The following is a 25025-nucleotide window of genomic DNA, read 5'->3' on the forward strand; positions in this document are numbered from 1 at the left end:
GGCTTGCGTCACTAACACGCGCGCATTATGCCATAGCGTGCCAGGCGCTCACCACCGAAGCCACGACCTCGCTGTCAGCATCCAGCCCTGAGATCTCCGCCAGCGTCGCCTGTGGACCTTTCTCTGCCAGCAGCGCAGCCAGCTCCTGCGCCTGCGGGTCCTGGTCGCTGTGATAGTGCATCGCCGCCGCAATTCCCTGCACCAGGCTGGCGTGCGGTAACCCGTACTCCAGCGTCCCCAGCGTCGGCTTGATCAGGCGATCGCCCGCACTGAGTTTACGCAGTGGCTGACGTCCGACGCGCTCAACCTCATCTTTCAGATAGGGGTTTTCAAAACGGCCGAGGATCTTGCGGATGTAAGCCGCATGTTTCTCTGCGTCAAAACCGTAGCGCTTAATCAGGACGGCGCCGCTCTCCTCCATCGCGCCTTTCACCACGGCCCGGATTTTTTCGTCAAGAATGGCATCGCGAATGGTCTGGTGGCCCGCCATCTGGCCGAGGTAGGCGGTAATCGCGTGGCCGGTATTCAGGGTGAAAAGCTTACGCTCGACAAACGCCATCAGGTTGTCGGTCAGTTCCATGCCCGGAATAGCTGGCAGGTCACCTTTGAACTGGGTTTTATCCACGATCCACTCGCTGAAGGTTTCAACCGTCACCTCCAGCGGATCGCTGCTGCCCGCTTCGGTTGGCGGCACGATGCGGTCAACGGCAGAATCCACGAAGCCGACATGCTGCTCCAGCCAGGCGTGATACTGTTCGGGCAGCGCCTTGAGCACATGCTGTTTCAGCTGGCTGGTGCCGCGCACCATGTTCTCGCAGGCGATGATATTTAACGGACGGGTATTACCGTTGTCGCTGCGTTTTGCCAGCCCTTTGGCTACGCTACCGGCGATACGCTCCAGGATTTGCGGCCCCACGGCGGTGGTGACCAGATCCACCTCCGCAATCAGGGTGACGATCTCATCACTGGTGCTGTTTACCGCACTGACGCCTTTAACGGTTTCTGTTCTGGCCTGCTCGCCAACCACATGAACGGGATACTCATGACGCGCGTTCAGTGCATCCAGCACCGCCTGATTCACATCAGCAAAAACCAGTTCGATACCTGCATCAGCCAGTAATTTGCCGATAAAGCCGCGACCAATGTTTCCTGCTCCGAAATGTAACGCTTTCATAATTTTTGACCCATATCAAATGACGATGGGGCGGGCAAACCCGCCCCAGGAAATCGGGACGGGCATGACCGCCCCAGGGAAAAACAGCCTTGAATTACGCGAGTGCCGGTTTGCCTGACAGCAGATCCAGCACTTCCTGCACGCTGCTTGTGTTCGCCAGCTTCTCAATCACGCTGTCATCATCCAGCGCATTGGTCAGGCTGGTGATGACCTGAATGTGCTCGTTGTTGCGGGCAGCAATACCAATCACCAGGCGCGCCACATCATCCGCATCTTCGCCGAACAGGACGCCTGCCGGATACTGGCAGAACACCACGCCGGTTTTCAGCACGCGATCTTTGGCTTCAACCGTGCCGTGCGGCACCGCGATCGACTCGCCGAGGTAGGTCGGCGTCAGTTTTTCACGCGCCAGCATCGCCTCAACATATTCAGGCTCAACGTAACCGCCTTTCACCAGCTGCTCACCCGCAAAGCGGATGGCCTGCTCTTTGTTGCTGGCGCTCAGGCCGAGGAAGACGTTATCCGCGCCCAGCTTAAATAGATGTGCGTTGCCTTCATCGTAACTGTCAGACAGGGCAGTGTTGACCGTTTCACGATGGAGGTCGCTGCGGTTTGCCGCCACCAGACGCTCGGTCAGGGTGCTGTAGAGCGCGCTGTCGAGGAAGTTGTTCAGCGAAATATGCTGTGCATGCGGAGCCTGGCGAATGGCGCGTTCGGTCAGGTCGCGGTGGGTGATCACCAGGTCGACATCGCCTGGCAGAGCGTTGATGGCGGTATTGGTTACCGAAACATTGCTCAGACCCGCGTCCTGCACTTTCTTGCGCAGCACGCCTGCGCCCATGGCGCTGGAGCCCATACCGGCATCGCAGGCGACGATGATTTTACGGACGTGATGCAGATCGACGCTCATGGCATCGCTGGCGATAGCGCCACCTGCGGCACCCTGACCTTTCGACTGCGCTTTCATCTCATGCATGCGCTGGGTTGCCGCTTCGATATCGTCATCTTCTTTGACTTTGCTGGTTTTCAGCAGGATCGCAGAGACCACGAAGGAGACAGCGAAGGCGGCAGCAATCGCCGCGATGTTGGCGAAGTAGGCACCTTTTGGCGTCATCGCCAGCACCGCCAGGATAGAACCGGGTGAAGCCGGAGAGACCAGGCCGCCGTTCAGCACGGTCAGCGTGAAGACACCGGTCATCCCGCCCAGGATCACCGCCAGCAGCAGGCGAGGGGCCATCAGCACATACGGGAAGTAGATTTCATGGATGCCGCCCAGGAAGTGGATAATCGCCGCACCCCCCGCAGACTGCTTGGCACTGCCGCGACCAAAGAACATGTAGGCCATCAGCACGCCCATACCCGGACCCGGGTTGGCTTCGATCAGGAAGAAAATCGACTTGCCCGCTTCACTCGCCTGCTGGATACCGAGCGGCGAGAAGATGCCGTGGTTAATGGCGTTGTTCAGGAACAGAATTTTCGCCGGTTCAACGAAGATGGAGGTCAGTGGCAGCAGGTTGTTCTGCACCATCAGGTTCACGCCGGCGGCGAGAATGTGGGACAGACCTTCCACCAGCGGGCCGATGGCCAGGAAAGCCAGCAGCGCCAGGATCATCCCGATAATACCGGCCGAGAAGTTGTTAACCAGCATCTCGAAGCCGCTTTTGATTTTGCCGTCGATCGCCCGGTCAAACGAGCGAATGGCCCAGCCACCCAGTGGACCGGCAATCATCGCGCCGAGGAACATCGGCATATCGGCACCCACGATCACACCCATGGTGGTGATAGCACCGACCACGCCGCCGCGATCGCCGCCCACCAGACGCCCGCCGGTAAAACCGATCAGCAGCGGCAGCAGGTAGGTGATCATCGGGCCGACCAGTTTGGCCAGCGTTTCGTTAGGGATCCAGCCGGTTGGAATAAACAGTGCAGTGATGATACCCCAGGCGATAAACGCCCCGATATTTGGCATCACCATATTACTCAGAAAGCGACCAAAGCTCTGTACTTTGACCTTGACTGATGAGGACATAAACCCACCCCTTATTGAGACGCGCTGCAATAGGAGAGCGCGTTTGTTTTTGTTTAGCCACCCCGACCAGAGCCGGTGGTATTACTGTATGCACGCGGACTCTATCACGCGAATCTGGCACTGCGTAGGGCCCGGAATAAGTGTGATCCACATCACTCATTTGCGGTGGGGACGGGGGCTATTAGCGTGACTTTGATCACAAATACAGAGGCGGGCACGGTGACTTTGCCTGAATTATGACCGGTGCACCGGCTTATCTGTGATGAATATCACATTCGTGATGGCAGGGTTTGTTATGTAAATGTGACTGAGATCACAAACTATTTTTGGTCGAAAATGCGCCAGATCACACTTTAGTCAGCGGGGGATTCAGGGGCAGAAGAGGCGGGGAAAAAAAGGGGCAGGGAGAGGGGCAGGCGATCGGTGCCTGCCCGTAAAAAGTGTTACTGCAGACCCGCCTGAACGGCGGCCTGAGCCTGAGGCAGAGCCTGCGCATTGGCTGACACGGTGCTCATCAGCGCATTGTATTGCGAAGCCTGCTCCTGGGTCGGGAACTGCACACCGCCATCATTGAAGCTGACGCGGGTTCCCTGCGATTGCAGGAAGTCACCGGCCTGGACCGCGCCCTGACTCAGCGCCTGCAGCTGAGGCAACAGCGGGATCAGCTGATTGGCAGGCACCGTCACCACTTTGTTGTAGGCGCTGTCGTAGACCTTTTTCAGATCATCCTGCTGCTTCAGGGTCGCTTTGCTGCTGTCCGCCTGCATTTTGGCGCTCTCAATCTGCTGCGTGACGATCACCAAAGCGCTGGTGGCCTGGCGGAGTGAGTCACGACGGCTGAGGTAATCCTGCGGCACGCGAATGGCAGACAGCTCATCGACCACCGGGCGCATCCCCTGCTCAACGGCTTTATTCGCCTGCTGTGAGAAGCCATACAGGATGGCGTAATCGCTGGCGAAGTTGCCAAAACTCTGCTTCTGATTTTCGCTCAGGCTGGGCAGATGCTCGCCGCTGCGCATAACGGTATTCTGGAGGAAATCGATAAATGCTTTGCGCTGCTCGCCTTCTTTATCACCGCACGCGGTGAGTTGCAGCACGATCAGCACGCCAGCGATCATCATGCCGCTGCGTGCCAGGATGCGGGTAAGTCCTGAAGCCATGGGTTCAACTCCTGTCGGTGATACTGTCTGATATCCAGGTAAGAATGGCCTAAAGAATAGAACAATCCCTGGTCACGGCACAATGTGAAACCACACGTGAAACAGAGACTTTCTGCAACCCGCGCCGTTGCACCTCCGCGCCGGGGCGTCAGGGCGTGCCGGGCAGCACGCCCTCAGTGATGCTGAGCAGGCTGAACCTCGCTTCAGAACACCACCGCCTGACCATCTTTGCGGCTCTCGCTGGCCGCAATGTAGAAGCCCTGAGGATCGCGCACGATTGCCTGCGCACCGCCAAAATTGTAACTGCTCAGCGGATCTTCCAGCACCACGTTGTGTCCCATGCGGCGCAGGGTGCTCAGGGTGTTGCGATCGATCGTTGACTCAAACACCACCTCGCGTCCCTGCACCACCCGCCAGCGCGGCGCATCAATCGCCGCCTGAGGATTTTGCCGGTGAAGCATGATGCGCAGCGCCAGCTGGACATGCCCCTGCGCCTGCATCGGGCCGCCCATTACGCCAAACGCCATCAGCGGCTGGCCCTGCTCATCCCGCGCAAAGGCCGGAATGATGGTATGGAAGGGGCGCTTACCCCCCGCCACAAGGTTGGGATGAGAGGGGTCGAGTGAAAACCCGGCACCCCGGTTCTGCAGGCTGATGCCCGTGTCAGGCACCACCACCCCGGAGCCAAATCCCATGTAGTTAGACTGAATAAATGAAACCATCATGCCGCTGGCATCGCCGGTGGCCACATAAACGGTGCCGCTTTGCTGCGGCGAACCAAAGCGAAAATCGCCCGCCTGGCCGGGGTCAATCAGCGCGGCGCGCTGGCGGAGGTAGTCGCTGCTCAGCAGGCGGTCAGCCGGAAATTCGAGGTGATCTTCATCAGTGACATAGCGCTCCAGATCGACCAGCGCCAGCTTCATCGCCTCAATCGACAGATGCAGCCACTGCGGAGAATCGGGCGCGTAGCGATGAATCTCCCACTCCTCCAGGATGCCGAGCGCAATCAGGGTGGCGATGCCCTGACCGTTAGGCGGCAATTCCTGAACCGATCCGCCGGCAAACGGATGGGAGAGCAGGGTGACCCAGTCGGCGCGATGATTTTTCAAATCCTCCAGCGTCAGGGCTGCGCCATGCTCGCGGGCAAAGGCTGCCATCTTCTGCGCCAGTTCGCCGCGATAAAAACTCTCTCCCCGGCTCTCAGCGATCGCCTGCAGGGTGGTGGCCTGCGCCGGGTTGCGGAAAATGTCACCCGCGCGCGGCGGGCGGCCCTGCGGCGCAAAGCAGCGGCTGAAGCCAGGCTGATCCCGCAGCTTGTCATAGCCGCGCTGCCAGAGCTGAGCAATCAGCGGTGAAACCGGAAAACCGTCGCGCGCATAATCGATCGCTGGCTGCGCCAGGGTGGTCAGCGGCAGTGTGCCGAAGCGCTCAGCCAGGGTGACCCAGGCCGAGACGGCCCCCGGCACGGTGACGGACTCCCAGCCGGTTTCAGGCATGGTGTCTGAAGCGGCAAAGCGTTCAGGATGCCAGGCGGCGGGGGCGCGACCGGACGCGTTCAGCCCGTGCAGCGTGTGGCCGTCCCAGACAATGGCAAAGGCATCGCTGCCGATGCCGTTTCCGGTCGGCTCCAGCACGGTTAAGGCCATGGCCGTGGCGACCGCCGCATCCACGGCGTTACCTCCCTGTTGCAGCATACGAAGACCGGCCTGCGCCGCCAGCGGCTGGGAGGTGGCGACGGCGTTACGTCCCATCATCGGTACGCGATAAGAGGGATAGCCGACATTGAAATCTGTTTCACGCATCGCTTTTCCTTAGAGAGTTCAGCTCCCGGTCTGGCCGTCATCGGCGTGCCATAGCGCCTGCACTTCTTTCGCGCAGGCGCATCAGCATTGACGGAGCGCTGCACCGGCAGAAGGCAGAGACCGTTTCATCAGGGAGTCTGCTGTTTTATCCGGTGATGTCTGGCCGTGCAGAATAGGTGATTCATTCACAATCTGCTGTGAGCCGCCGCGCGGCCGCGCGCAGGGGGTTGCCAGGACTATTCTTAATTTCATAAAGGCAGTGAATATAAGTGTTCAGGAAGTAAACCATTGGCGTATATTTTGCACTCACTATCTGAAGAGGCAGACCGCCTCACAAAATTGAGAAGATGCCCGCGAAAAGCATGACGGCACCCGCATAAATAGCAAACAGCATTTGATTTTTTTGTCCGCTATGAGGGCACAAAAACCAGTTGCCTCAGCGTCTTAGAGGCGTCGGAACAACTCCGGCAAAAGATAGTGAAAAAATAATGAGAAATTGCGCGGCAAATAGTCAGGTCTCTATCCATACTTAGTCTCCCGGCATTTGTTGCATTGAACTGACACCTTTTAAAGCAGTGCACAGCAGGCTGCGTCCCGTAGTGGTTTCAAAAATAACAAAAACAAACCCTTGCGGGATCCAGCCTGTAACAGGCCCGGTTTCAGAGCCCCAGGTTGAGGCTCTTACCTCTCTACTTTCACGTGCTTCATAGCGAGTTTTAAGGAGTTCTCTATGGAATTAAAAGACCCGATGTTTGAATTGCTCAGCAGCCTTGAGCAGATTGTTTTGACACGTGATGATCGCGCCGCCGACTTACTGATTCAGCGTCAGCAACCCGCTCAGCCAGAGCCACAGCGCCTGCGCGAAATGACCGGCATGCAGGTTGATGAGTTTGCTAAAGTGATGGGCGTGAGCGTTTCTTCCGTGAAAAGCTGGGAAGCCCGGCGCACCCGTCCTTCTGCGACGGCACAGAAACTGATGAAGTTGTTACATGCCAATCCCTATCTGGGACGGCAGTTGCTCGACTAACTCTGCTTCAGAAAAGAACCCGCCGCTGGCGGGTTTTTTATGCGCGTAATTCGCTGTATTTGGCGGCCTGCTTCACGAACCAGCTTTCCGGGACGTTATAGGGTGATTCGCGCAGCTGTGCGATCCCACTCTCTATAATGGTGGAAGCCTGCTGCCATAACTGCGCATCGCCCTGTTTCAGCAGCGTAATCTGTATCTGCTTTTCCACCAGATAGACGCGGGCAAAGTCAGGATCGAAGCGCACAATCGCGCGGGTATTGTCGATGATATCGGCCAGTTTTATGGTTTGCGCCTCAGGACTGGCGCTGGCAGTATGGCGAAAGTGCGCCAGTTTACGGGCCGCCCGATTTTTGGCCGTGGCAGGTGCGCTGTCGGTCAGCATTTCTACCAGGCTGGCCACGCGCGCGCCGAAGTGGGCTTCTATATCGCCCGGCGTGGTCGGTGTATCTTCTACGGTGTCGTGCAGCCAGGCGGCTGCCAGCAGGGCATCATCATGGCTGACGCTGCGGACCAGCTCCACGACCGCCGCCGGATGAACGATGTAAGGCTCATCGGTATATTTGCGGCGCTGACCGGCCCGGGCATGCGCCTCGGTGGCGAAACGACGCGCCTGTTCTTCCAGTGAATTCTGCATGCCTGTTCCCCTGATAAAAGTTTGCTTGCAATTATCTAGTGCGCTACCTATATTAAACACCATGAACAGTGATCAAGATGACAAAAAAGTGAAACCGATGCCACTGTTGGTCGATCAGCAGCTCTGCTTTGCGCTTTACTCTGCCAACCTGGCGATGAATAAAGTCTATCGCCAGTTGCTGAGCCAGCTCGACATCACCTATCCACAGTATCTGGTGATGCTGGTGCTGTGGCAGAAAGATGATGTCACCGTCTCAGAGATCGGCGAGCAGCTCTTTTTAGACTCCGCCACCCTGACGCCCCTGCTGAAACGACTGGAGAGCGCAGGTCTGATTAACCGGCAGCGTACCCGTCAGGACGAGCGTCAGGTTGCTGTGACGCTCACCGAAGCGGGCGAGGCGCTGCGCATTAAAGCCGCCTCTATTCCTGAAGCGGTGAAATGCGCCACAGCCTGTGACGATGAGACCCTGCTGGCGCTGAAAACAGAGCTGGATGGGCTGCGGGATAACCTGAACCAGTCCCGATAAAAATTGCTGACGGGTGCGTGGCACCCGTTAAACCTCATCGCCTGATACTGCACAGATAAGTAGCGGGCGATTAAATAGCGTAACGGAGAAATGTCATGTCTTTAGAACAAGTGGTTTACCGCGCCAAAGCCAAAGCAACCGGTGGTCGTGATGGTCGTGCAACCTCTTCTGACGGTGTACTGGACGTGAAACTGGGTGTCCCGAAAGAGATGGGTGGTGCAGGCGGCGAAGCGACTAACCCTGAGCAGCTGTTTGCTGCGGGCTACTCTGCCTGCTTCATTGGTGCGATGAAGTTTGTGGCGGGCCGTGACAAGATCGCCATGCCAAAAGATGCCTGGATCGAAGGTGAAGTTGGTATCGGTCCTATTCCCAACGGCTTTGGTATCGAAGCGACCCTGAACATCCATCTGCCAGGCATGGATGAAGCAGAAGCGCAGAAGCTGGTTGATGCGGCGCATATCGTTTGTCCTTACTCAAACGCGACCCGCAACAACATTGACGTGACGCTGAATATTATTCGCTAAGCGAACAGAGGGCCTGAGTCTCTCAGGCCCTCTTTTTTCCATCCCCGATTCCGCTCTGCCACCCTCTGTTTGCCCGCTACGATCTGTCTTGTACAAAAAATGTGCTAATCAGGTCGACAAAGATTATTTTCTGGTCTATCAAACGCAGCCATGTTTTACTGGGCCACCTCGCGTTATAGCCCATAAACCCGTTCAGAATTTTCCTTCATCTTGTCCGGCCCGCTTATTCAGCGAACTCTGCCGCGTTTCGGCAGTCACATTAAAGATTTGTCAGGCGCTTCACACCGGAGAAACCCCCTTTTTCATGAATTACATTAAAACGCTAACGCAGCAAAAGTTATCGCTATTGCTGGCGCTCTATCTCGGTATCTTGCTGAATTTACCGATTTTCTATCGTCGTTTTGACGGTTTTCTGAAGCAATCTACAGTCACGAACTGGCTGACGGCGGTCACTGAGGTTGTGGCGATCGTGCTGCTGACATTCTTCCTGATGCGCCTGCTGTCGCTGGGAGGCAAGTGGTTTTATCGCGTGCTCGCCACGCTGATTGTGCTGATTTCTGTTGCCGCCGCCTATTACATGGCGTTTTTCAACGTGGTGATTGGCTACGGCATTGTGGCGTCGGTGATGACCACCGACACCGATCTCTCTAAAGAGGTGATCGGCTACCACTTCGTTCTGTGGATGGTGCTGGTCAGTGCGTTACCGTTGCTGATGATCTGGCGCAACCGGCTGAGCATGACGCTGAATGAGCAGCTGCGTACGCCGGGACAGCGTCTGAAACCGACCCTGATTATGCTGCTCTGCGTGGCGCTGGTCTGGCTGCCAATCCGTTATTTCGACAAGCTGCAGAAGCATAATGAAGAGATCACGAACATCGATCTGCCGAGCTACGGCGGCGTGGTCGCGCACTCTTATCTTCCTTCCAACTGGCTGGCAGCGGTCGGACTGTTTGCCTGGACCCGCATGGATGAGTCGCTGCAAAGCGAGGAGCTGCTGGATCCGGCGAAGAAGTTTACCTACGTCGCGCCTGCCGGGCTGGATGATACCTATGTGGTGTTTGTGATTGGTGAGACCACGCGCTGGGATCACATGGGTATGCTGGGTTATGAGCGTGACACCACGCCTAAACTGTCGAAAGAGAAAAATCTGGTCGCGTTCCGGGGTGAATCCTGTGATACCGCAACCAAGCTGTCGCTGCGCTGCATGTTCGTGCGCGAAGGCGGCACGATGAATAATCCGGGCCGTACGCTGAAAGAGCAGAATGTGTTTGCGGTGATGAAAGAGCTGGGCTTCACCTCTGAGCTGTTTGCGATGCAAAGCGAAGTCTGGTTCTACGACAACGTTAATGCCAATAACTTTGCCTTCCGTGAGCAGATCGGTTCCGAGAAGCGCAATCAGGGCAAAGCCGTGGATGATATGCTGCTGGTGCCTGAAATGAAGGCGTCGCTGGATCGTTTCCCGAAGGGCAAGCATCTGGTGATCCTGCATACCAAAGGGTCGCATTATCTCTATTCACAGCGTTACCCGCGCAGCTTCGCGAAGTATCAGCCGGAGTGTATGGGGGTGGATGAGACCTGCAGCAAAGCGCAGTTGATTAACGCTTACGATAACTCGGTGCTTTATGTGGATAGCATGCTGGACAGCGTGCTGGATCAGCTGCGTGATAAGAAAGCGATTGTCTTCTATGCCGCCGACCACGGGGAGTCGATCAGCGAGAATATGCATCTGCACGGCACGCCGCGTGAGATGGCGCCGCCTGAGCAGTTCCGCGTGCCGATGATGGTCTGGGCGTCCGATAAGTATCTGGAAGACAGCCAGAACCGCAGTAATTTTGAGCGTCTGCAGGCGCAGCAGCGTGTGGGGCGAACCCATCGTCACGTTGAGCTGTTCGATACCATCCTGGGTTGTCTGGGGTATACCTCGCCAGATGGCGGCATTAACCCGGCCAATAACTGGTGCCAGGCACCGGCGAAAAGTCAGGCTAAATCGCTGTAATGGTGTACGAAAGGGGAGGGCAGGCGGCTGATTTCCGGTAACCGCATGCTTTCCAGGCGATCGGCGGCAAAAGCTTAAAAAGCGGTTGACGCTAATCCGGGGTAGCAGTAACATGCGCCCCCATCGGCGAGTAGCGCAGCTTGGTAGCGCAACTGGTTTGGGACCAGTGGGTCGGAGGTTCGAATCCTCTCTCGCCGACCATATTTAAGAAACCTGTCTGAAAAGACAGGTTTTTTTTCGTCTGTTGAAAGGCAAAGAGTGATTTTTGAGCGGGCTTCAGGATACGTGTTTTCAGCAGCCGCAGATTAACTCAATGCGCAGGTAACCCGGTCAGAAGAGGAAAGCGTCCCACGCCAGGGACAAAAACGCCGGGAGCGTTTTTGAACAACGCAACGCGTTGGCCCGTTTACGGGCGCACCTCAGGATGAGGTGCGTAATCGCGTGGGCCGAGCGTCCAGGGATGGTTTAAGCGACTTTCCGATCTGACCGGGTTTCCTGAGCAGGCTCGATCTCCCTCGCGAATCTGCCCAGTCACCCCGCTGAGCCGGCTTCAGGGAGCATACGCCTTTCGCAAAGACGCAAAACCCGCCATCCCTGGCGGGCTCAGCGCGTGCCATCCCTGGCCCGCTATGCTTTGCTACAGGCGTATGCTCCCTTCGCTTCACGTCCTGCAGTCGCATTCTGTTTCACGAAGGCCGCTGCAGATAAATCCTTAGCAAGCCCAATCTCCCCTACTAACCAGACGCGCTCTCACAGCGAACCGGCTCACCGCGTCCTTCACTGCTGCACGTTTTATCTGTCCTCTTCCAGAAAGTTCCAGAAAAAGGCATTCGCCGCGCCAGATGCTTACCAGCCGTTATTATCGCCGTTTTCCTGCTCGCAGGCCTTGCCACATCAGAGATGCCACCATAATTCGCGACACGTTCTTCTTATGACCGAAAGCAGCAACATGCTGATTTCTTATACATCAAAACCAGCATATTCCGCTGGTTGAACGTCATAACGCACGGTGAATCGTTCAGTTATTCAACATTTGCCGGTAAAAGTTTTAAGTTTTTTAGCGGTGAGAATCACTAGCGATAAAGCTGGCATCCAGCACAATGCACGGATATCGGGGCTGCAGCACTGTGCATTGTATGGCTTTTGTGCGGAAACGGTATTTATTACCGTTGCATGCTATTCCTCACACTCTGTGTAAATAAGTAACCCTTGTATTGACGTTCTTTGCAACTGTTGACAAATTGATGCGTCAATAAGCCGCAGTTACGGAATTTTCTGAATGCCCAACCCGCTTCGGAAAAACAAAAAAAACGTAGCGCGATTTAACCACCTGTTCGGTGGTACGCCTGAACCGCATAAAAAAACCAGAGGTCAGGCAATACACACAACATCACATCACAATGGAGCAAAAGCATGATCAACTCCCTGGCTAAATCCGGGATGCTGAAGGTCGGTCTGAGCCTGATTGCTATGACTGTCGCCGCCGGTGTTCAGGCAAAAACCCTGGTCTACTGTTCTGAAGGTTCTCCGGAAGGCTTTAACCCGCAGTTATTCACTTCGGGCACCACCTACGATGCCAGCTCACGTCAGATCTACAACCGACTGGTTGAGTTCACTGTCGGCACGACCGAACTGCATCCTGCGCTGGCAGAGAAGTGGGACGTCAGCGACGATGGCAAAACTTACACCTTCCACCTGCGCAAGGGTGTGAAGTGGCAGACGACCAAAGATTTCAAACCTACGCGTGACTTCAACGCGGATGATGTGGTGTTCACCTTTGAGCGCCAGCTGGATAAAAACAACGCCTATCACGGCGTCTCCGGCGGCAGCTATGAATATTTCGAAGGCATGGATATGCCGAAGCTGATCAGCAAAATCGAGAAGGTGGACGACAACACCGTACGCTTTGTGCTGACCCGCCCTGAATCGCCGTTCCTCGCCGACCTCGGCATGGACTTCGCCTCTATCCTGTCCAAAGAGTATGCGGACAACATGCTGAAAGCCGGCACGCCGCAAAACGTCGACCTGAACCCGGTCGGAACCGGTCCGTTCCAGCTGCTGCAATACCAGAAAGATTCGCGCATCCTCTACAAAGCGAACCCGAACTACTGGGGCGAAAAGCCAAAAATCGACCGCTTAGTCTTCTCCATCACCCCGGATGCGTCAGTGCGCTACGCCAAACTGCAGAAGGGTGAGTGCCAGGTCATGCCTTATCCGAACCCGGCTGACATCGCACGCATGAAGCAGGACAAAAACATCAACCTGTATGAGCAGGCTGGCCTGAACGTCGGCTATCTCTCTTACAACGTTGAGAAAAAACCGCTGGATAACCTGAAAGTGCGTCAGGCACTGACCATGGCCGTCAACAAAAAGGCCATTATCGACGCGGTTTATCAGGGTGCAGGCCAGCCGGCTAAAAACCTGATCCCGCCAACGATGTGGGGCTACAACGACGCGGTCAAAGACTACGCCTACGATCCTGAGAAAGCCAAAGCGCTGCTGAAAGAAGCGGGCATGGCCGACGGCTTCTCCATCGACCTCTGGGCGATGCCGGTTCAGCGTCCTTACAACCCGAACGCACGCCGCATGGCGGAAATGATCCAGAGCGACTGGGCGAAGATTGGCGTGAAAGCCAAAATCGTTACCTACGAGTGGGGCGAATACCTGAAACGCGCCAAAGCGGGTGAACATCAGACCGTCATGATGGGCTGGACCGGTGACAACGGAGATCCGGACAACTTCCTGGCGACCCTGTTCAGCTGTTCAGCCGCGAAAGATGGCTCTAACTACTCGCGCTGGTGTGACAAATCCTTTGAGGATCAGATCCAGCCTGCGCGCGCCACCGCCGACCAGGCGAAGCGTATCGAGTACTACAAACAGGCACAGGTTGTGATGCATGACCAGGCACCGGCGCTGATGATCGCGCACTCTACGGTATACGAACCGGTCAGCAAGAAAGTCACCGGGTACAAAGTCGATCCGCTGGGCGGACACTACTTTGCTCAGGTAGACATTCAGGAATAATTGTCGCCTTTTCCGGGGCGGCCCTGCGTCGCCCTGGCTTTTTCTCCCTGTTTTACTGGAAACGGTAGAGGCGCAGTCTGACTGCGTCGCGGTCGGACCTACCCGATCGTCAGATGTAAGCAATAACAACCCTCGCGGCGACGGTCGCGCGGAGAAGAGAGAACCCGGATTATGCTGCAGTTCATACTCCGACGTCTGGGCCTTGTCATCCCAACGTTCATCGGTATTACATTACTCACTTTCGCATTTGTTCACATGATCCCCGGCGATCCGGTGCTGATCATGGCGGGCGAACGCGGGATTTCTCCTGAACGTCATGCACAGTTAATGACGCTGCTGGGTCTGGATCAGCCGCTGTGGAAACAGTACCTGAACTACATCAACGGCGTACTGCATGGCGACCTGGGCGTTTCACTCAAGAGCCGCATCCCGGTCTGGGATGAGTTTGTTCCGCGCTTCAAAGCGACGCTGGAACTCGGCATCTGCGCCATGATATTTGCCGTTGCGGTGGGCATCCCGGTTGGGGTCCTGGCCGCCGTGAAGCGTGGCTCCATTTTCGATCACACCGCCGTAGGCATCTCCCTGACCGGCTACTCCATGCCGATCTTCTGGTGGGGCATCATGCTGATCATGCTGGTCTCAGTGCAGCTTAACCTGACGCCGGTTTCCGGGCGGGTCGGCGACACCGTCTTCCTGGATGACAGCATGCCGCTGACCGGCTTTATGCTGATCGACACCTTCTTCTGGGGTGAGCCGGGCGACTTCCATGACGCGGTCATGCACATGATTTTACCGGCCATCGTGCTGGGCACCATTCCGCTGGCGGTGATTGTGCGTATGACGCGCTCGGCGATGCTGGAAGTGCTGGGTGAAGATTACATCCGCACGGCGCGCGCCAAAGGCCTGACGCGGATGCGGGTGATCGTAGTGCATGCGCTGCGCAACGCCATGCTGCCGGTGGTCACGGTCATCGGTCTGCAGGTCGGCACGCTGCTGGCCGGGGCGATTCTGACCGAAACCATCTTCTCGTGGCCGGGTCTGGGTCGCTGGCTGATTGAAGCGTTGCAGCGCCGCGATTATCCGGTGGTGCAGGGCGGTGTGCTGCTCACGGCAGTACTGATTATCCTGGTCAACCTGCTGGTTGATCTGCTGTATGGCGTGGTGAACCCGCGCATACGTCACAAGAAATAAGGGGGCATCATGTCTGTTGTTGATCCCGGCAGCGTTACCGTTGCACCCAAGCCGATGACCCCGTTTCAGGAATTCTGGCACTACTTTAAACGTAACAAAGGCGCGGTAATTGGCCTGGTGTACATCATCATCGTGTTGCTGTGCGCCATTTTTGCCGATGTGCTGGCTCCGCATGCGCCAGCTGAGCAGTTCCGCGATGCGCTGCTGCATCCGCCGGTCTGGCAGGACGGGGGCAGCTGGAACTTTATTCTGGGCACCGATGATGTGGGCCGCGATGTGCTGTCGCGCCTGATGTACGGCGCGCGCCTGTCGCTGCTGGTGGGCTGCCTGGTGGTGGTGCTGTCGCTGATTTTCGGCGTGATATTCGGCCTGCTGGCCGGTTATCTTGGCGGCCTGGTCGACGTCATCATCATGCGTGTCGTTGATATCATGCTGGCGCTGCCCAGTCTGCTGCTGGCGCTGGTGCTGGTCGCCATCTTTGGCCCCTCGATCGTCAACGCCTCTATCGCGCTGACCTTTGTCGCCCTGCCGCACTACATCCGTCTCACCCGTGCGGCGGTGCTGGTGGAGGTGAACCGCGACTATGTCACCGCCTCCGGCGTGGCCGGTGCCGGTATGCTGCGTCAGATGTTCGTCAATATTCTGCCTAACTGCCTTGCGCCGCTGATCGTGCAGGCGTCATTAGGCTTCTCCAACGCCATCCTGGATATGGCGGCGTTGGGCTTTCTCGGTATGGGTGCGCAACCGCCAACGCCGGAGTGGGGCACCATGCTCTCCGACGTGCTGCAGTATGCGCAAAGTGCCTGGTGGGTGGTGACCTTCCCTGGATTGGTCATCCTGCTCACCGTGCTGGCATTTAACCTGATGGGCGATGGTTTGCGTGATGCACTCGACCCGAAACTCAAGCAGTAAAGAGGCACCGAGATGGCGTTATTAAATGTAGACAAACTGTCGGTGCATTTCGGCGACGACAAAGCACCGTTTCGTGCGGTTGACCGCATCAGTTATCAGGTTGAGCAGGGCCAGGTGGTCGGCATTGTCGGCGAGTCCGGCTCCGGTAAGTCGGTGAGTTCACTGGCGATCATGGGGCTGATCGATTTCCCCGGCAAAGTGATGGCGGAAAAGCTGGAGTTTAACCAGCGCGATCTGAAGCGTATCTCCGAAAAAGAGCGCCGTCAGCTGGTTGGCGCAGAAGTGGCGATGATCTTTCAGGACCCGATGACCAGCCTTAACCCCTGCTACACCGTGGGTTTCCAGATTATGGAAGCGATCAAGGTGCATCAGGGCGGCAACAAACGCACCCGGCGTCAGCGGGCAATCGACCTGCTGACCCAGGTGGGAATTCCCGATCCCGCATCGCGGCTTGATGTCTATCCTCACCAGCTGTCGGGGGGTATGAGCCAGCGTGTGATGATCGCGATGGCGATCGCCTGCCGGCCTAAGCTGCTGATTGCGGATGAGCCGACCACGGCGCTCGACGTGACCATTCAGGCTCAGATCATCGAACTGCTGCTGGAGTTACAGCGTCAGGAGAACATGGCGCTGATCCTGATTACACACGACCTGGCGTTAGTGGCGGAAGCCGCGCACCACATCATCGTGATGTATGCCGGTCAGGTGGTGGAGAGCGGTAAAGCGAGCGATATCTTTAAAGCGCCGCGTCATCCTTACACGCAGGCGCTGCTGCGCGCGCTGCCGGAGTTTGCGGCGGATAAAGCGCGTCTGGCCTCGCTGCCTGGCGTGGTGCCGGGCAAATATGACCGCCCAACGGGCTGTCTGCTTAACCCACGCTGCCCCTATGCGACCGATCATTGTCGTCAGGTGGAACCTGAATTGCGCACCATTCCAGGACGCCAGTCCAAGTGTCACTATCCGCTGGACGATGCCGGGAGACCAACGTATGAGTCATGAAACAACCAGAGATCAGTTCCTGTTGCAGGCGATTGATCTGAAGAAGCACTACCCGGTGAAAAAGGGTCTGTTTGGTCAGGAGCGTCTGGTCAAGGCGCTGGATGGCGTCTCCTTTAATCTGGAGCGGGGCAAGACCCTGGCGGTCGTGGGCGAGTCGGGCTGTGGTAAATCCACCCTTGGCCGTCTGCTGACGATGATTGAAACCCCGACCGAAGGGCAGCTCTACTGGCACGGTCAGGATCTGCTGAAACACGATCCCCAGGCGCAGAAGCTGCGCCGTCAGAAAATCCAGATCGTGTTCCAGAACCCCTATGGCTCGCTCAACCCGCGTAAAAAGGTGAGTCAGATTCTGGAAGAGCCGCTGGTGATCAATACTCAGCTGACTAAAGCGGAACGCCGTGAGAAGACGCTGGAGATGATGGCGAAAGTCGGCCTGAAAACCGAGCACTACGATCGCTATCCGCATATGTTCTCTGGCGGACAGCGTCAGCGTATTGCGATTGCGCGCGGGCTGATGCTCGATCCGGACGTCCTGATCGCCGATGAGCCGGTTTCGGCCCTCGACGTCTCGGTGCGCGCCCAGGTGCTTAACCTGATGATGGATCTGCAGCAGGAGATGGGGCTCTCCTACGTCTTTATCTCGCACGATCTGTCGGTGGTGGAGCACATCGCCGATGAGGTGATGGTGATGTACCTCGGCCGTTGCGTTGAGAAGGGCAGCAAAGAGGCGATTTTCAGTAATCCGCGTCACCCTTACACCCAGGCGCTGCTCTCCGCGACACCGCGACTGAATCCTGACGATCGGCGTGAGCGGATTAAGCTGACCGGCGAGCTGCCCAGCCCGCTCAATCCGCCGCCGGGCTGCGCCTTTAATGCGCGCTGTCACCGTCGTTTTGGCACCTGTGTTCAGCTGCAACCGAAGCTGAAAAACTACGGCGGACAGGAGATTGCCTGTTTTGCGGTGGATCAGGATGAGAATCAGCCGGTCGGTGTGGCAGAAAAGGTCAGTTAAGGATCGGCAGGCCCCGTCGGGGGCCTGCGTTTCCTGATATCGCACGGGCTCAGCCCTCTTCAGCCTGAACCGGCAGAGTCATGGCCTGACGATCAGTCCCCCCGCTTTATTTTCCCTATCCCTTATCGCAGCCCGTCGCTGTTATTCGCCAGCAGCGCTGCATTATCCCTCAGCGGTGCCATCGTTATATTAGTGCGGCTGGCTGTACCAGGAAATGTCTGAGCCCTCTCTGCTGAAACATTATTCAGACAGGAATAGCCAGTTTAACTTAAGTTTAATTTATTAATTTTAAGTGCCGGTTGGCTATTAAAGGCGTCATCGGGAGATTAGCGAATCTGTATGATTAAAATAGTTAATTAAATATGCTTTTTTTATAATCAGGTTTTCCTGACTGCGAATAAAAGGATGTGGTATATTCCAGGAAAATTCCCCCCTTGTGGCAGGCCACCTCAAATGAAGAATTATGATGATTTGCAGCGTTTTAAAGAAAAAACACAAACGCTCGACATCGCCTTTAAAGATATGTCTGGCCAGACGCAGGAACCGGCGGAACAGAGTAAATGGGCACTGCTTCGTCAGCTGGCGAAGGAGGAACATCACACGCCGTTCGGTGGCGGTCAGCGAATAGACCTGCCACAACCGCAGCCGCTGCGCGGTGATGAGTTTACGGCACCTCCGCCAGAGCCACCGCGCCCCGCAACGCTCTCTGCGTCGCCGGCAGAGGCACAGCCCCGTTACGCCGCGCTCAGTGCGCAACCGGCGGCAGCCCGCAGTTCGATTCTCGACAGCCTGGCAGGCAGCAGCGCCCCTGCGGCCACGCCAGCGTCTGAGCGTGGCCCGTCGTCCTTATTTCCGCCACCCCCGCCGCCAGAAAAAGCCATCGTCGCGGAACCTGTCGCCGCGTCGGTCCGGCCCGCCAGCGTGGCTGGACTTCAGCCCGCGGTGGCACCGTCTGCGCCTCATGCTGAGCCGGGACGGTTTGGCGCGCTGTTCCGCTCACGCGAAGTCAGCCTGCCGAAAGAAACCTTACTGAAACCGTTACTGGAGAAGATTGCGCTATGCCGTTAGTTTGTGTGTGCTCGCCGAAGGGGGGCGTGGGGAAAACCACGCTGGCGGCGAATCTGGCCTGGAGCCTGGCGCGATCCGGTAGCAAAGTTCTGGCCATCGATTTTGATGTGCAGAACGCATTACGTCTGCATTTTGGCGTGCCGCTCCACGACGGCCGCGGATTTGTAGCGCGTTCAGAAGAGCAGGCGGACTGGAGTCAGTCGATTCTCACCACCGGCGGCAATATTTTTGTTCTGCCTTATGGCGACGTCACAGAGCCGCAGCGCGAACGGTTCGAAGAGAACCTGATGAAAGATCCCCACTTTATTCAGCGCGGTCTCGACACAGTGCTCAATTATCCCGGCCTGGTGATTGTGGCTGATTTTCCGCCCGGCCCCGGTCCGGCCCTTAAAGCCATGACGGCGCTGGCCGATATGCATTTAGTGGTGATGTTAGCGGATACCGCATCGGTCTCGTTATTACCGCAGATAGAAGAGAACCGGATGATCGGTAAACCGCTTAATAATAAGCAGGGGCACTATTTTATCCTGAACCAGTGCGATAACCGCCGCAATATTAATCGTGATGTGACGGCCTTTATGCAGCAGCGACTGGGGGATAATTTACTGGGCGTGGTTCACCGTGATGAAAGTGTTGGCGAAGCCAACGCGTCTCAGCAGTCTGTTTACGATTTCAGCCCCGCTTCCGCCGCGGCATTTGATATTGAACTGATCGCGAAACGCGTCAGCAGCATTCTCAATATCACCGTAGGCAATGGCGAAGTTCAGGCACCTATCCGTACTCACCATTTTTAACCGGCTGGTTTCGCCAGACAGCTGATTTACACAGCGCTTCTCAGGGTGAATCATGAGTAAAATCGGGTTTTACCTGCTGCTGCTGGTGCTTGCACCCGTTGCGGCGGTGATCATCACTACGCCGATGGACAGCCAGAAACAGTATATTTTTGGTCTGATCAGCATTGGCATGATGTTTTTATTGGGTTTCAGCAAGAGCCGCAAAATTACCGTGGTGATGGTGATCCTCTCGGCATTAATGTCCAGCCGTTATATCTGGTGGCGGACGACAGAGACGCTGCATTTTAATTCCGAAGTCGAGGCTATCTTAGGGATTGGCTTATATCTGGCGGAGCTTTACGTCTGGCTGATTTTAATTCTCGGCTTCCTGCAAACCACCTGGCCTTTAAAACGCACCATCGTTCCGATGCCGGACGATACCCGGTTGTGGCCGACGGTGGATATTTATATCCCCTCCTACAATGAAAGCCTGGAAGTGGTGCGCGACACCGTGCTGGCGGCGCAGTGTATTGACTACCCGCGCGACAAACTCAGGGTCTACCTGCTGGATGATGGCAAGCGCAGCGAATTTGCCCGCTTCGCGGCCGATGTGGGGGTGGGCTATATCACCCGCGACGACAACAGACACGCCAAGGCCGGTAACCTTAACCATGCTATGAAAATCACCAAAGGTGAGCTGATCTGCATTTTCGACTGCGACCACGTCGCAACCCGCACTTTCCTGCAGGCGACGGTCGGCCCCTTTCTGAACGACCCAAAGCTGGCGCTGCTTCAGACGCCGCACTACTTCTACTCACCCGATCCCTTCGAGCGTAACCTGCGCGCCGCGCGCAGCATGCCAAACGAAGGGTCGCTGTTTTATGGCCCGGTGCAGCAGGGCAACGACAACTGGAACGCCACCTTCTTCTGCGGCTCCTGTGCGGTGATCCGCCGTTCCGCGCTGGAAGAGATTGGCGGCTTTGCCGTTGAAACCGTGACGGAAGATGCGCATACCGCCCTGAAAATGCAGCGGCTGGGCTGGGGGTCGGCCTTTCTGTCGATCCCGCTGGCGGCCGGTCTGGCCACAGAACGTCTGGGGCTGCACATCATTCAGCGTACCCGCTGGGCGCGCGGCATGACGCAGATTTTCCGCGTCGATAACCCGCTGTTTGGCCGGGGTCTGAAGTGGCAGCAGCGTCTCTGCTATCTCAACGCCATGCTGCATTTTCAGTTTGGTCTGCCGCGCGTCGCCTTCCTGACCGCGCCGCTGGCTTACCTGCTGTTTAACCTCAACATTATTCACTCCTCGGCGTCGCTGATTTTCGCCTACGTGCTGCCGCATCTGGTGATGTCACTCTACGTCAACTCCCGCATGAATGGCCGTTTCCGCTACACCTTCTGGGGCGAGATTTATGAGACGGTGATGTGCTTCCACCTGGTGATCCCGACCATCCTGACCCTGTTGTCGCCTAAACATGGCAAATTTAACGTGACCGATAAAGGCGGCGTGCTGGATCAGGGCTTCTTCGACTTCCATATTGTGCGTCCGCACGTGATCGTGGCGCTGCTGCTGAGCATCGGCATTGTGGCTGGCGTGGTGCGGGCGGTGATGCATGACTACTTTGGCGTCGATCCCTACGTGATTGCCCTGAACGTCGGCTGGGCGATTTTCAGCCTGATCATTCTGATGGCCGCAATTGCCGTGGCGCGCGAAACCAAACAGGTGCGCAAAACCATCCGTATTGAGGTGCAGATCCCGACGATTATTCACTACGCCAGCGGCATTTCATCGCGCACGCTGACCAGTAACCTCTCCATGGGGGGCGCGCAACTCGACGCGCCCGACGGGCGTCACGAGTCTGATGAAATCGAAGAGATCGATCTGCTGCTGAAGTCAGGCGCGATTACGCTTCCGGTCACGAAGATTTCCGGCGATGCGGAGAGCATTCGTCTGCGCTTTGAAGCGATGCCGCTGGCGCGCCGTCGCGAGCTGGTGCGCGTGGTGCTGGCGCGTGCCGATGCGTGGATTCAGCCGGAGTATAAACAGGACAACCCATTGATCTCGCTGGGCACCATTATCCGTACCGTGTTTGAGCTGTTCTGGCTGACCTGGAAGGGCCGCCACGATAAACGTAAAAATGTCGACCCGGTTGCCGCGGCGGCGAAAGAGGATGGCGCGGCATGAAGATCCTGACGCAGACATTGCTGGCCAGTTCACTGACGGCGGCATTGTGGCTGACGCCTGCCGGTGCGGAAACGCCAGCGGCGGCGGACAACAGCGGCGCGGCGCCGGTAAACAGTTCAGCCCCGACGCCGCCCGGGGCGGCTCCGGTCACGCCGTCTGTCACAGACGCTACGCCGTCTGCCACGCCGGGAACCGATTCCGCACAGGCTCCGGCCAGCGAGACGCCGTCAGCCGCGCCAGCTGCGGCAGCCGGGAACAGCGCAGCGTCTGCCACGCCGGGAACCGATTCCGCGCAGGCTCCGGTCAGCGAAACGCCGTCAGCCGCGCCAGCTGCGGCAGCCGGGAACAGCGCAGCGTCTGCCGCGCCGGGAACCGATTCCGCGCAGGTTCCGGCCAGCGAAACGCCATCAGCCGCGCCCTCTGTGGCACCAGCGACCGGCGCGGCCCAGCCATCCGCCAGCGATGCGCCCTCTGCCGCACCGGTGAACAGTGCGGCCCCGGCCAGCGGAGCGGTTCCCTCCGCGACACCACCATCCGCCTCACCCGGTGACACGTCAGGATCAGCGCCAGCCGCAGCCGTTCCCTCTGCTGAGGCGACAGCCGCTCAGCAGAATCCTGCCGCGACGGGCGATGCTGCGACCCCGACGGCGCACAGCGGAGCCGTCACGCAGGACAGCAGTGCGCTGTCAGCGGTGCCGTTGCCGCAGGGGCTGAGCAGTGCGGACCCGGCGCTGGAAGCGGCCGCCAGCGCGCTGCCCTATGCGCCAGGCCAGGCGACAGCACCGGCGGCAGACGCGCCGTTACCGGTCATGGCGGCGATCAATCAGCCGATCAGCAGCACCCTCTCCGTGGCGCAGATGGGCCAGACGCGCGGCATCACGCTGACCGGCGGCCAGTTGCAGTCAGGCATTACCTTTACCCTGCCCAGCGATGAGGTGATTACCAATGCGCGGCTCAATCTGTCGCTGCGCGTCTCAGCCGCACTGGCAGCGCGGAATACGTCGCTGCAGCTGATGCTGAACGGTCAGCCGCTCGGCACACTGCCGCTGGGCGCGACCGACAGCGATGTCAGCGACTATGAGCTGGAGATTCCGGCGGCGATGGTGGTCTCTGAAAACAACCTGAGTTTTAAAATCAACGATGCGGACAAGTTGCTGTGTGAGAAAGAGAGCGCACAGCAGTATCAGGTCACCATCCTGCCGCAGACCTCCCTGCACCTTGAGGGGCAGCAGCTGAATATCGGCACCCGCCTGCGCAATTTCCCGCGACCGTTCCTCGATCCTCAGCGGATGACCGCCGCCACCGTGACCATCGGCTTCGCCAGCAACCTCTCTCCCGATGCGGTGAGTGCGGCGGCGCTGGTGGCATCCTGGCTCGGCATCCAGAGTGATTATCGCGGGATTCGTTTCCCGGTGGTGCGCGGTGAGCTGCCGGAGAACAACGGCATCCTGTTTGGTCATCCCGGAGAGCGCATCGGCACGCTGACCTTCCCGGCCAGCAACGGCCCGATGCTGCAGCTGGTGGATAACCCCATCAATCCGGTCTACAAACTGCTGCTGGTCAGTGGCAACAACGCGGATCAGCTGCGTCAGGCGGCAAACCGGCTGACGCAGCCCCTGGCGACCGATGAGAGCCAGCTGCCGGTCTCTTCGCCGCTCCCTGACAGCCGTAAGCCTTACGATGCTCCGCGCTGGATTAACACGGACCGCCCGGTACGGCTGAGCGAACTGCTGCGTAAAGATCAGAGCCTGACCAGCAGCGGTATCTGGCACGACGCCCTGCGCGTGAACTTCCGCGCCGCGCCTGACCTTTTCCTGTGGGATGGCGACACGGTGCCGGTCAATCTTCACTATCGCTTCCCGTCGGAAACCTGGATTGATGAGGAGAATTCGTTCCTTAACGTCATGCTTAACGGCACCTTCCTGCGCAACCTGACGGTGAACAAAGTCGGTCTGCTGGAGAATGCCTGGCACCGTTTAGGCGGGGATGCGCGGCAGGAGCAGTATCGGCTTAATCTCGAACCCTATCTGATCTACGGCGATAACCAGCTGGCGCTCTACTTCAATATCAAACCGCGCGCGGACGCGCCCTGCGGCGTGCTGCTGAATAACAACATCAAGAGCCGGATTGAAGAGGACTCGTGGATCGATCTGAGCCATACCCGCCACTTCAGTATGCTGCCGAACCTCTCTTACTTTGTCGGGGCCTCATTCCCGTTCTCGCGTCTGGCCGACTTCGGTCAGACCACGCTGCTGCTGCCGGAAACCCCCAGCAACGCCGAGCTGTCGACGCTGCTGGATCTGGCGGCGCGCGCCGGGAATGCTACCGGCGTGGCGCTGACGCAGAATCAGGTCATGTTTGGTCTGCCCGCAGGTGGCACCCATCTGGCACGTTTACAGCAGAGCGATCTGCTGGCGGTCAGCACCACCGGCAACAGCGCCTTTAATCAGGCGATGCTGGCGGCGTCACCGTACGACGCCAGCGGCAACACCTTTGGCGTGAAAGAGCCGGATACGCTGGAACAATTACGCGGCTGGCTGACCGGCGACTGGAGTCGGCAGCAGCTGGATGCCGATCGCTACTTCTCCTCCAACGAGGCGTGGCGCGGCTTCCTCAGCTATCGCTCGCCGTGGAACCCCGATCGACTGGTGGTGATGACGGTCGCAACCAGCGACGACCAGCTGCTGCGACTGCACAACGATTTAAGTTCGGCGCAGATCAACGCCGCCGTGCGCGGCGATACCGCGATCATTACCGATGAAAACGGCATTCGCAGTTTCCGCGTCGGCGCACAGTTCCCCAGCGGCGAGATGCCCTGGTACATGATGGTGGTGTGGTACGCCAACCAGCACTCGGTGCTGCTGGCACTGGCGGCGCTGCTGGTCTCTGCGCTGGTGGGCAGTGCGGCCTGGGCGATGCTGAAGCGCCATGCCTGGCGGCGTCTGCATCCAAAGCAGGACCGTGATTCCGGCAGGAAGTAAGGATAAAA

General features: G+C 57.8%; 18 protein-coding genes and 1 tRNA gene. 14 read left to right on the top strand and 5 right to left on the bottom strand.

The window, feature by feature from the left end:
• Nucleotides 1-25 precede the first annotated feature (25 nt).
• From mtlD to HFD92_RS17335, 4 genes are all read right to left on the bottom strand, one after another.
• Nucleotides 26-1174 carry a mannitol-1-phosphate 5-dehydrogenase gene (mtlD, locus tag HFD92_RS17320; RefSeq protein WP_046100926.1) on the bottom strand — a complete coding sequence of 383 codons (1149 nt, stop codon included), beginning with the start codon at nucleotides 1172-1174 and terminating at the stop codon, nucleotides 26-28.
• A gap of 94 nt (nucleotides 1175-1268) precedes the next feature.
• Entirely contained in the window at nucleotides 1269-3203 is a 1935-nt protein-coding gene (locus HFD92_RS17325) for a PTS mannitol transporter subunit IICBA (RefSeq protein ID WP_009088344.1), read from the bottom strand.
• Between the two features lie 443 nt (nucleotides 3204-3646).
• A complete protein-coding gene (locus HFD92_RS17330) occupies nucleotides 3647-4363 on the bottom strand; it encodes a DUF3053 domain-containing protein (protein WP_009088346.1) in 717 nt (238 codons plus the stop codon).
• Between the two features lie 203 nt (nucleotides 4364-4566).
• On the bottom strand, nucleotides 4567-6165 hold the full coding sequence (locus HFD92_RS17335) for a gamma-glutamyltransferase family protein (RefSeq protein WP_167429383.1): 1599 nt from the start codon (nucleotides 6163-6165) through the stop codon (nucleotides 4567-4569).
• Between the two features lie 730 nt (nucleotides 6166-6895).
• Here HFD92_RS17335 and HFD92_RS17340 point away from each other — a divergent pair.
• Nucleotides 6896-7192 (top strand): HTH-type transcriptional regulator, encoded by a 297-nt coding sequence (locus tag HFD92_RS17340; RefSeq protein WP_009088351.1) that lies wholly within the window; start codon nucleotides 6896-6898, stop codon nucleotides 7190-7192.
• 37 nt (nucleotides 7193-7229) lie between these two features.
• Here HFD92_RS17340 and HFD92_RS17345 read toward each other — a convergent pair whose 3' ends face one another.
• Nucleotides 7230-7826 carry an HD domain-containing protein gene (locus HFD92_RS17345; RefSeq protein WP_058957159.1) on the bottom strand — a complete coding sequence of 199 codons (597 nt, stop codon included), beginning with the start codon at nucleotides 7824-7826 and terminating at the stop codon, nucleotides 7230-7232.
• 61 nt (nucleotides 7827-7887) lie between these two features.
• On the opposite strand from HFD92_RS17345, the gene HFD92_RS17350 reads away from it, so the two are divergent.
• The 13 genes from HFD92_RS17350 to bcsB all read left to right on the top strand — a co-directional run bounded on the left by HFD92_RS17350 (nucleotide 7888) and on the right by bcsB (nucleotide 25017).
• Nucleotides 7888-8352: a MarR family winged helix-turn-helix transcriptional regulator gene (locus HFD92_RS17350; RefSeq protein WP_046100928.1), complete on the top strand. Its 465-nt coding sequence runs from the start codon at nucleotides 7888-7890 to the stop codon at nucleotides 8350-8352.
• Between the two features lie 95 nt (nucleotides 8353-8447).
• On the top strand, nucleotides 8448-8876 hold the full coding sequence (locus HFD92_RS17355; protein WP_009088357.1) for an organic hydroperoxide resistance protein: 429 nt from the start codon (nucleotides 8448-8450) through the stop codon (nucleotides 8874-8876).
• A 304-nt stretch (nucleotides 8877-9180) separates the two neighbouring features.
• Nucleotides 9181-10872, top strand: coding sequence for a kdo(2)-lipid A phosphoethanolamine 7''-transferase (gene eptB, locus HFD92_RS17360; protein ID WP_009088360.1), 1692 nt, complete (start codon nucleotides 9181-9183; stop codon nucleotides 10870-10872).
• 124 nt (nucleotides 10873-10996) lie between these two features.
• A tRNA-Pro gene (locus HFD92_RS17365) sits at nucleotides 10997-11073 on the top strand.
• A 1212-nt stretch (nucleotides 11074-12285) separates the two neighbouring features.
• Entirely contained in the window at nucleotides 12286-13896 is a 1611-nt protein-coding gene (gene dppA / locus HFD92_RS17370; RefSeq protein ID WP_058957158.1) for a dipeptide ABC transporter periplasmic-binding protein DppA, read from the top strand.
• 171 nt (nucleotides 13897-14067) lie between these two features.
• Nucleotides 14068-15087 carry a dipeptide ABC transporter permease DppB gene (dppB, locus tag HFD92_RS17375; protein ID WP_009088364.1) on the top strand — a complete coding sequence of 340 codons (1020 nt, stop codon included), beginning with the start codon at nucleotides 14068-14070 and terminating at the stop codon, nucleotides 15085-15087.
• Nucleotides 15088-15096: 9 nt separating this feature from the next.
• Nucleotides 15097-15999 (top strand): dipeptide ABC transporter permease DppC, encoded by a 903-nt coding sequence (gene dppC / locus HFD92_RS17380; protein WP_009088366.1) that lies wholly within the window; start codon nucleotides 15097-15099, stop codon nucleotides 15997-15999.
• Nucleotides 16000-16011: 12 nt separating this feature from the next.
• Nucleotides 16012-16998 carry a dipeptide ABC transporter ATP-binding protein gene (gene dppD, locus HFD92_RS17385; RefSeq protein WP_009088368.1) on the top strand — a complete coding sequence of 329 codons (987 nt, stop codon included), beginning with the start codon at nucleotides 16012-16014 and terminating at the stop codon, nucleotides 16996-16998.
• The gene (gene dppF, locus HFD92_RS17390; RefSeq protein ID WP_046100930.1) at nucleotides 16988-18010 is read left to right on the top strand and encodes a dipeptide ABC transporter ATP-binding subunit DppF; all 1023 of its coding nucleotides are present in this window, start codon (nucleotides 16988-16990) and stop codon (nucleotides 18008-18010) included. Before dppD ends, dppF begins: the two co-directional genes overlap by 11 nt.
• 453 nt (nucleotides 18011-18463) lie before the next feature.
• The gene (gene bcsO, locus HFD92_RS17395) at nucleotides 18464-19078 is read left to right on the top strand and encodes a cellulose biosynthesis protein BcsO (RefSeq protein WP_167429384.1); all 615 of its coding nucleotides are present in this window, start codon (nucleotides 18464-18466) and stop codon (nucleotides 19076-19078) included.
• Nucleotides 19069-19872 (top strand): cellulose biosynthesis protein BcsQ, encoded by an 804-nt coding sequence (bcsQ, locus tag HFD92_RS17400; protein WP_009088374.1) that lies wholly within the window; start codon nucleotides 19069-19071, stop codon nucleotides 19870-19872. Before bcsO ends, bcsQ begins: the two co-directional genes overlap by 10 nt.
• Before the next feature lie 52 nt (nucleotides 19873-19924).
• On the top strand, nucleotides 19925-22036 hold the full coding sequence (gene bcsA / locus HFD92_RS17405) for a UDP-forming cellulose synthase catalytic subunit (RefSeq protein WP_009088376.1): 2112 nt from the start codon (nucleotides 19925-19927) through the stop codon (nucleotides 22034-22036).
• Nucleotides 22033-25017, top strand: coding sequence for a cellulose biosynthesis cyclic di-GMP-binding regulatory protein BcsB (gene bcsB / locus HFD92_RS17410; protein ID WP_167429385.1), 2985 nt, complete (start codon nucleotides 22033-22035; stop codon nucleotides 25015-25017). Before bcsA ends, bcsB begins: the two co-directional genes overlap by 4 nt.
• Nucleotides 25018-25025 lie beyond the last annotated feature (8 nt).

It is taken from the genome of Pantoea sp. EKM101V, from assembly GCF_011800325.1.
Classification (GTDB): domain Bacteria; phylum Pseudomonadota; class Gammaproteobacteria; order Enterobacterales; family Enterobacteriaceae; genus Pantoea; species Pantoea anthophila.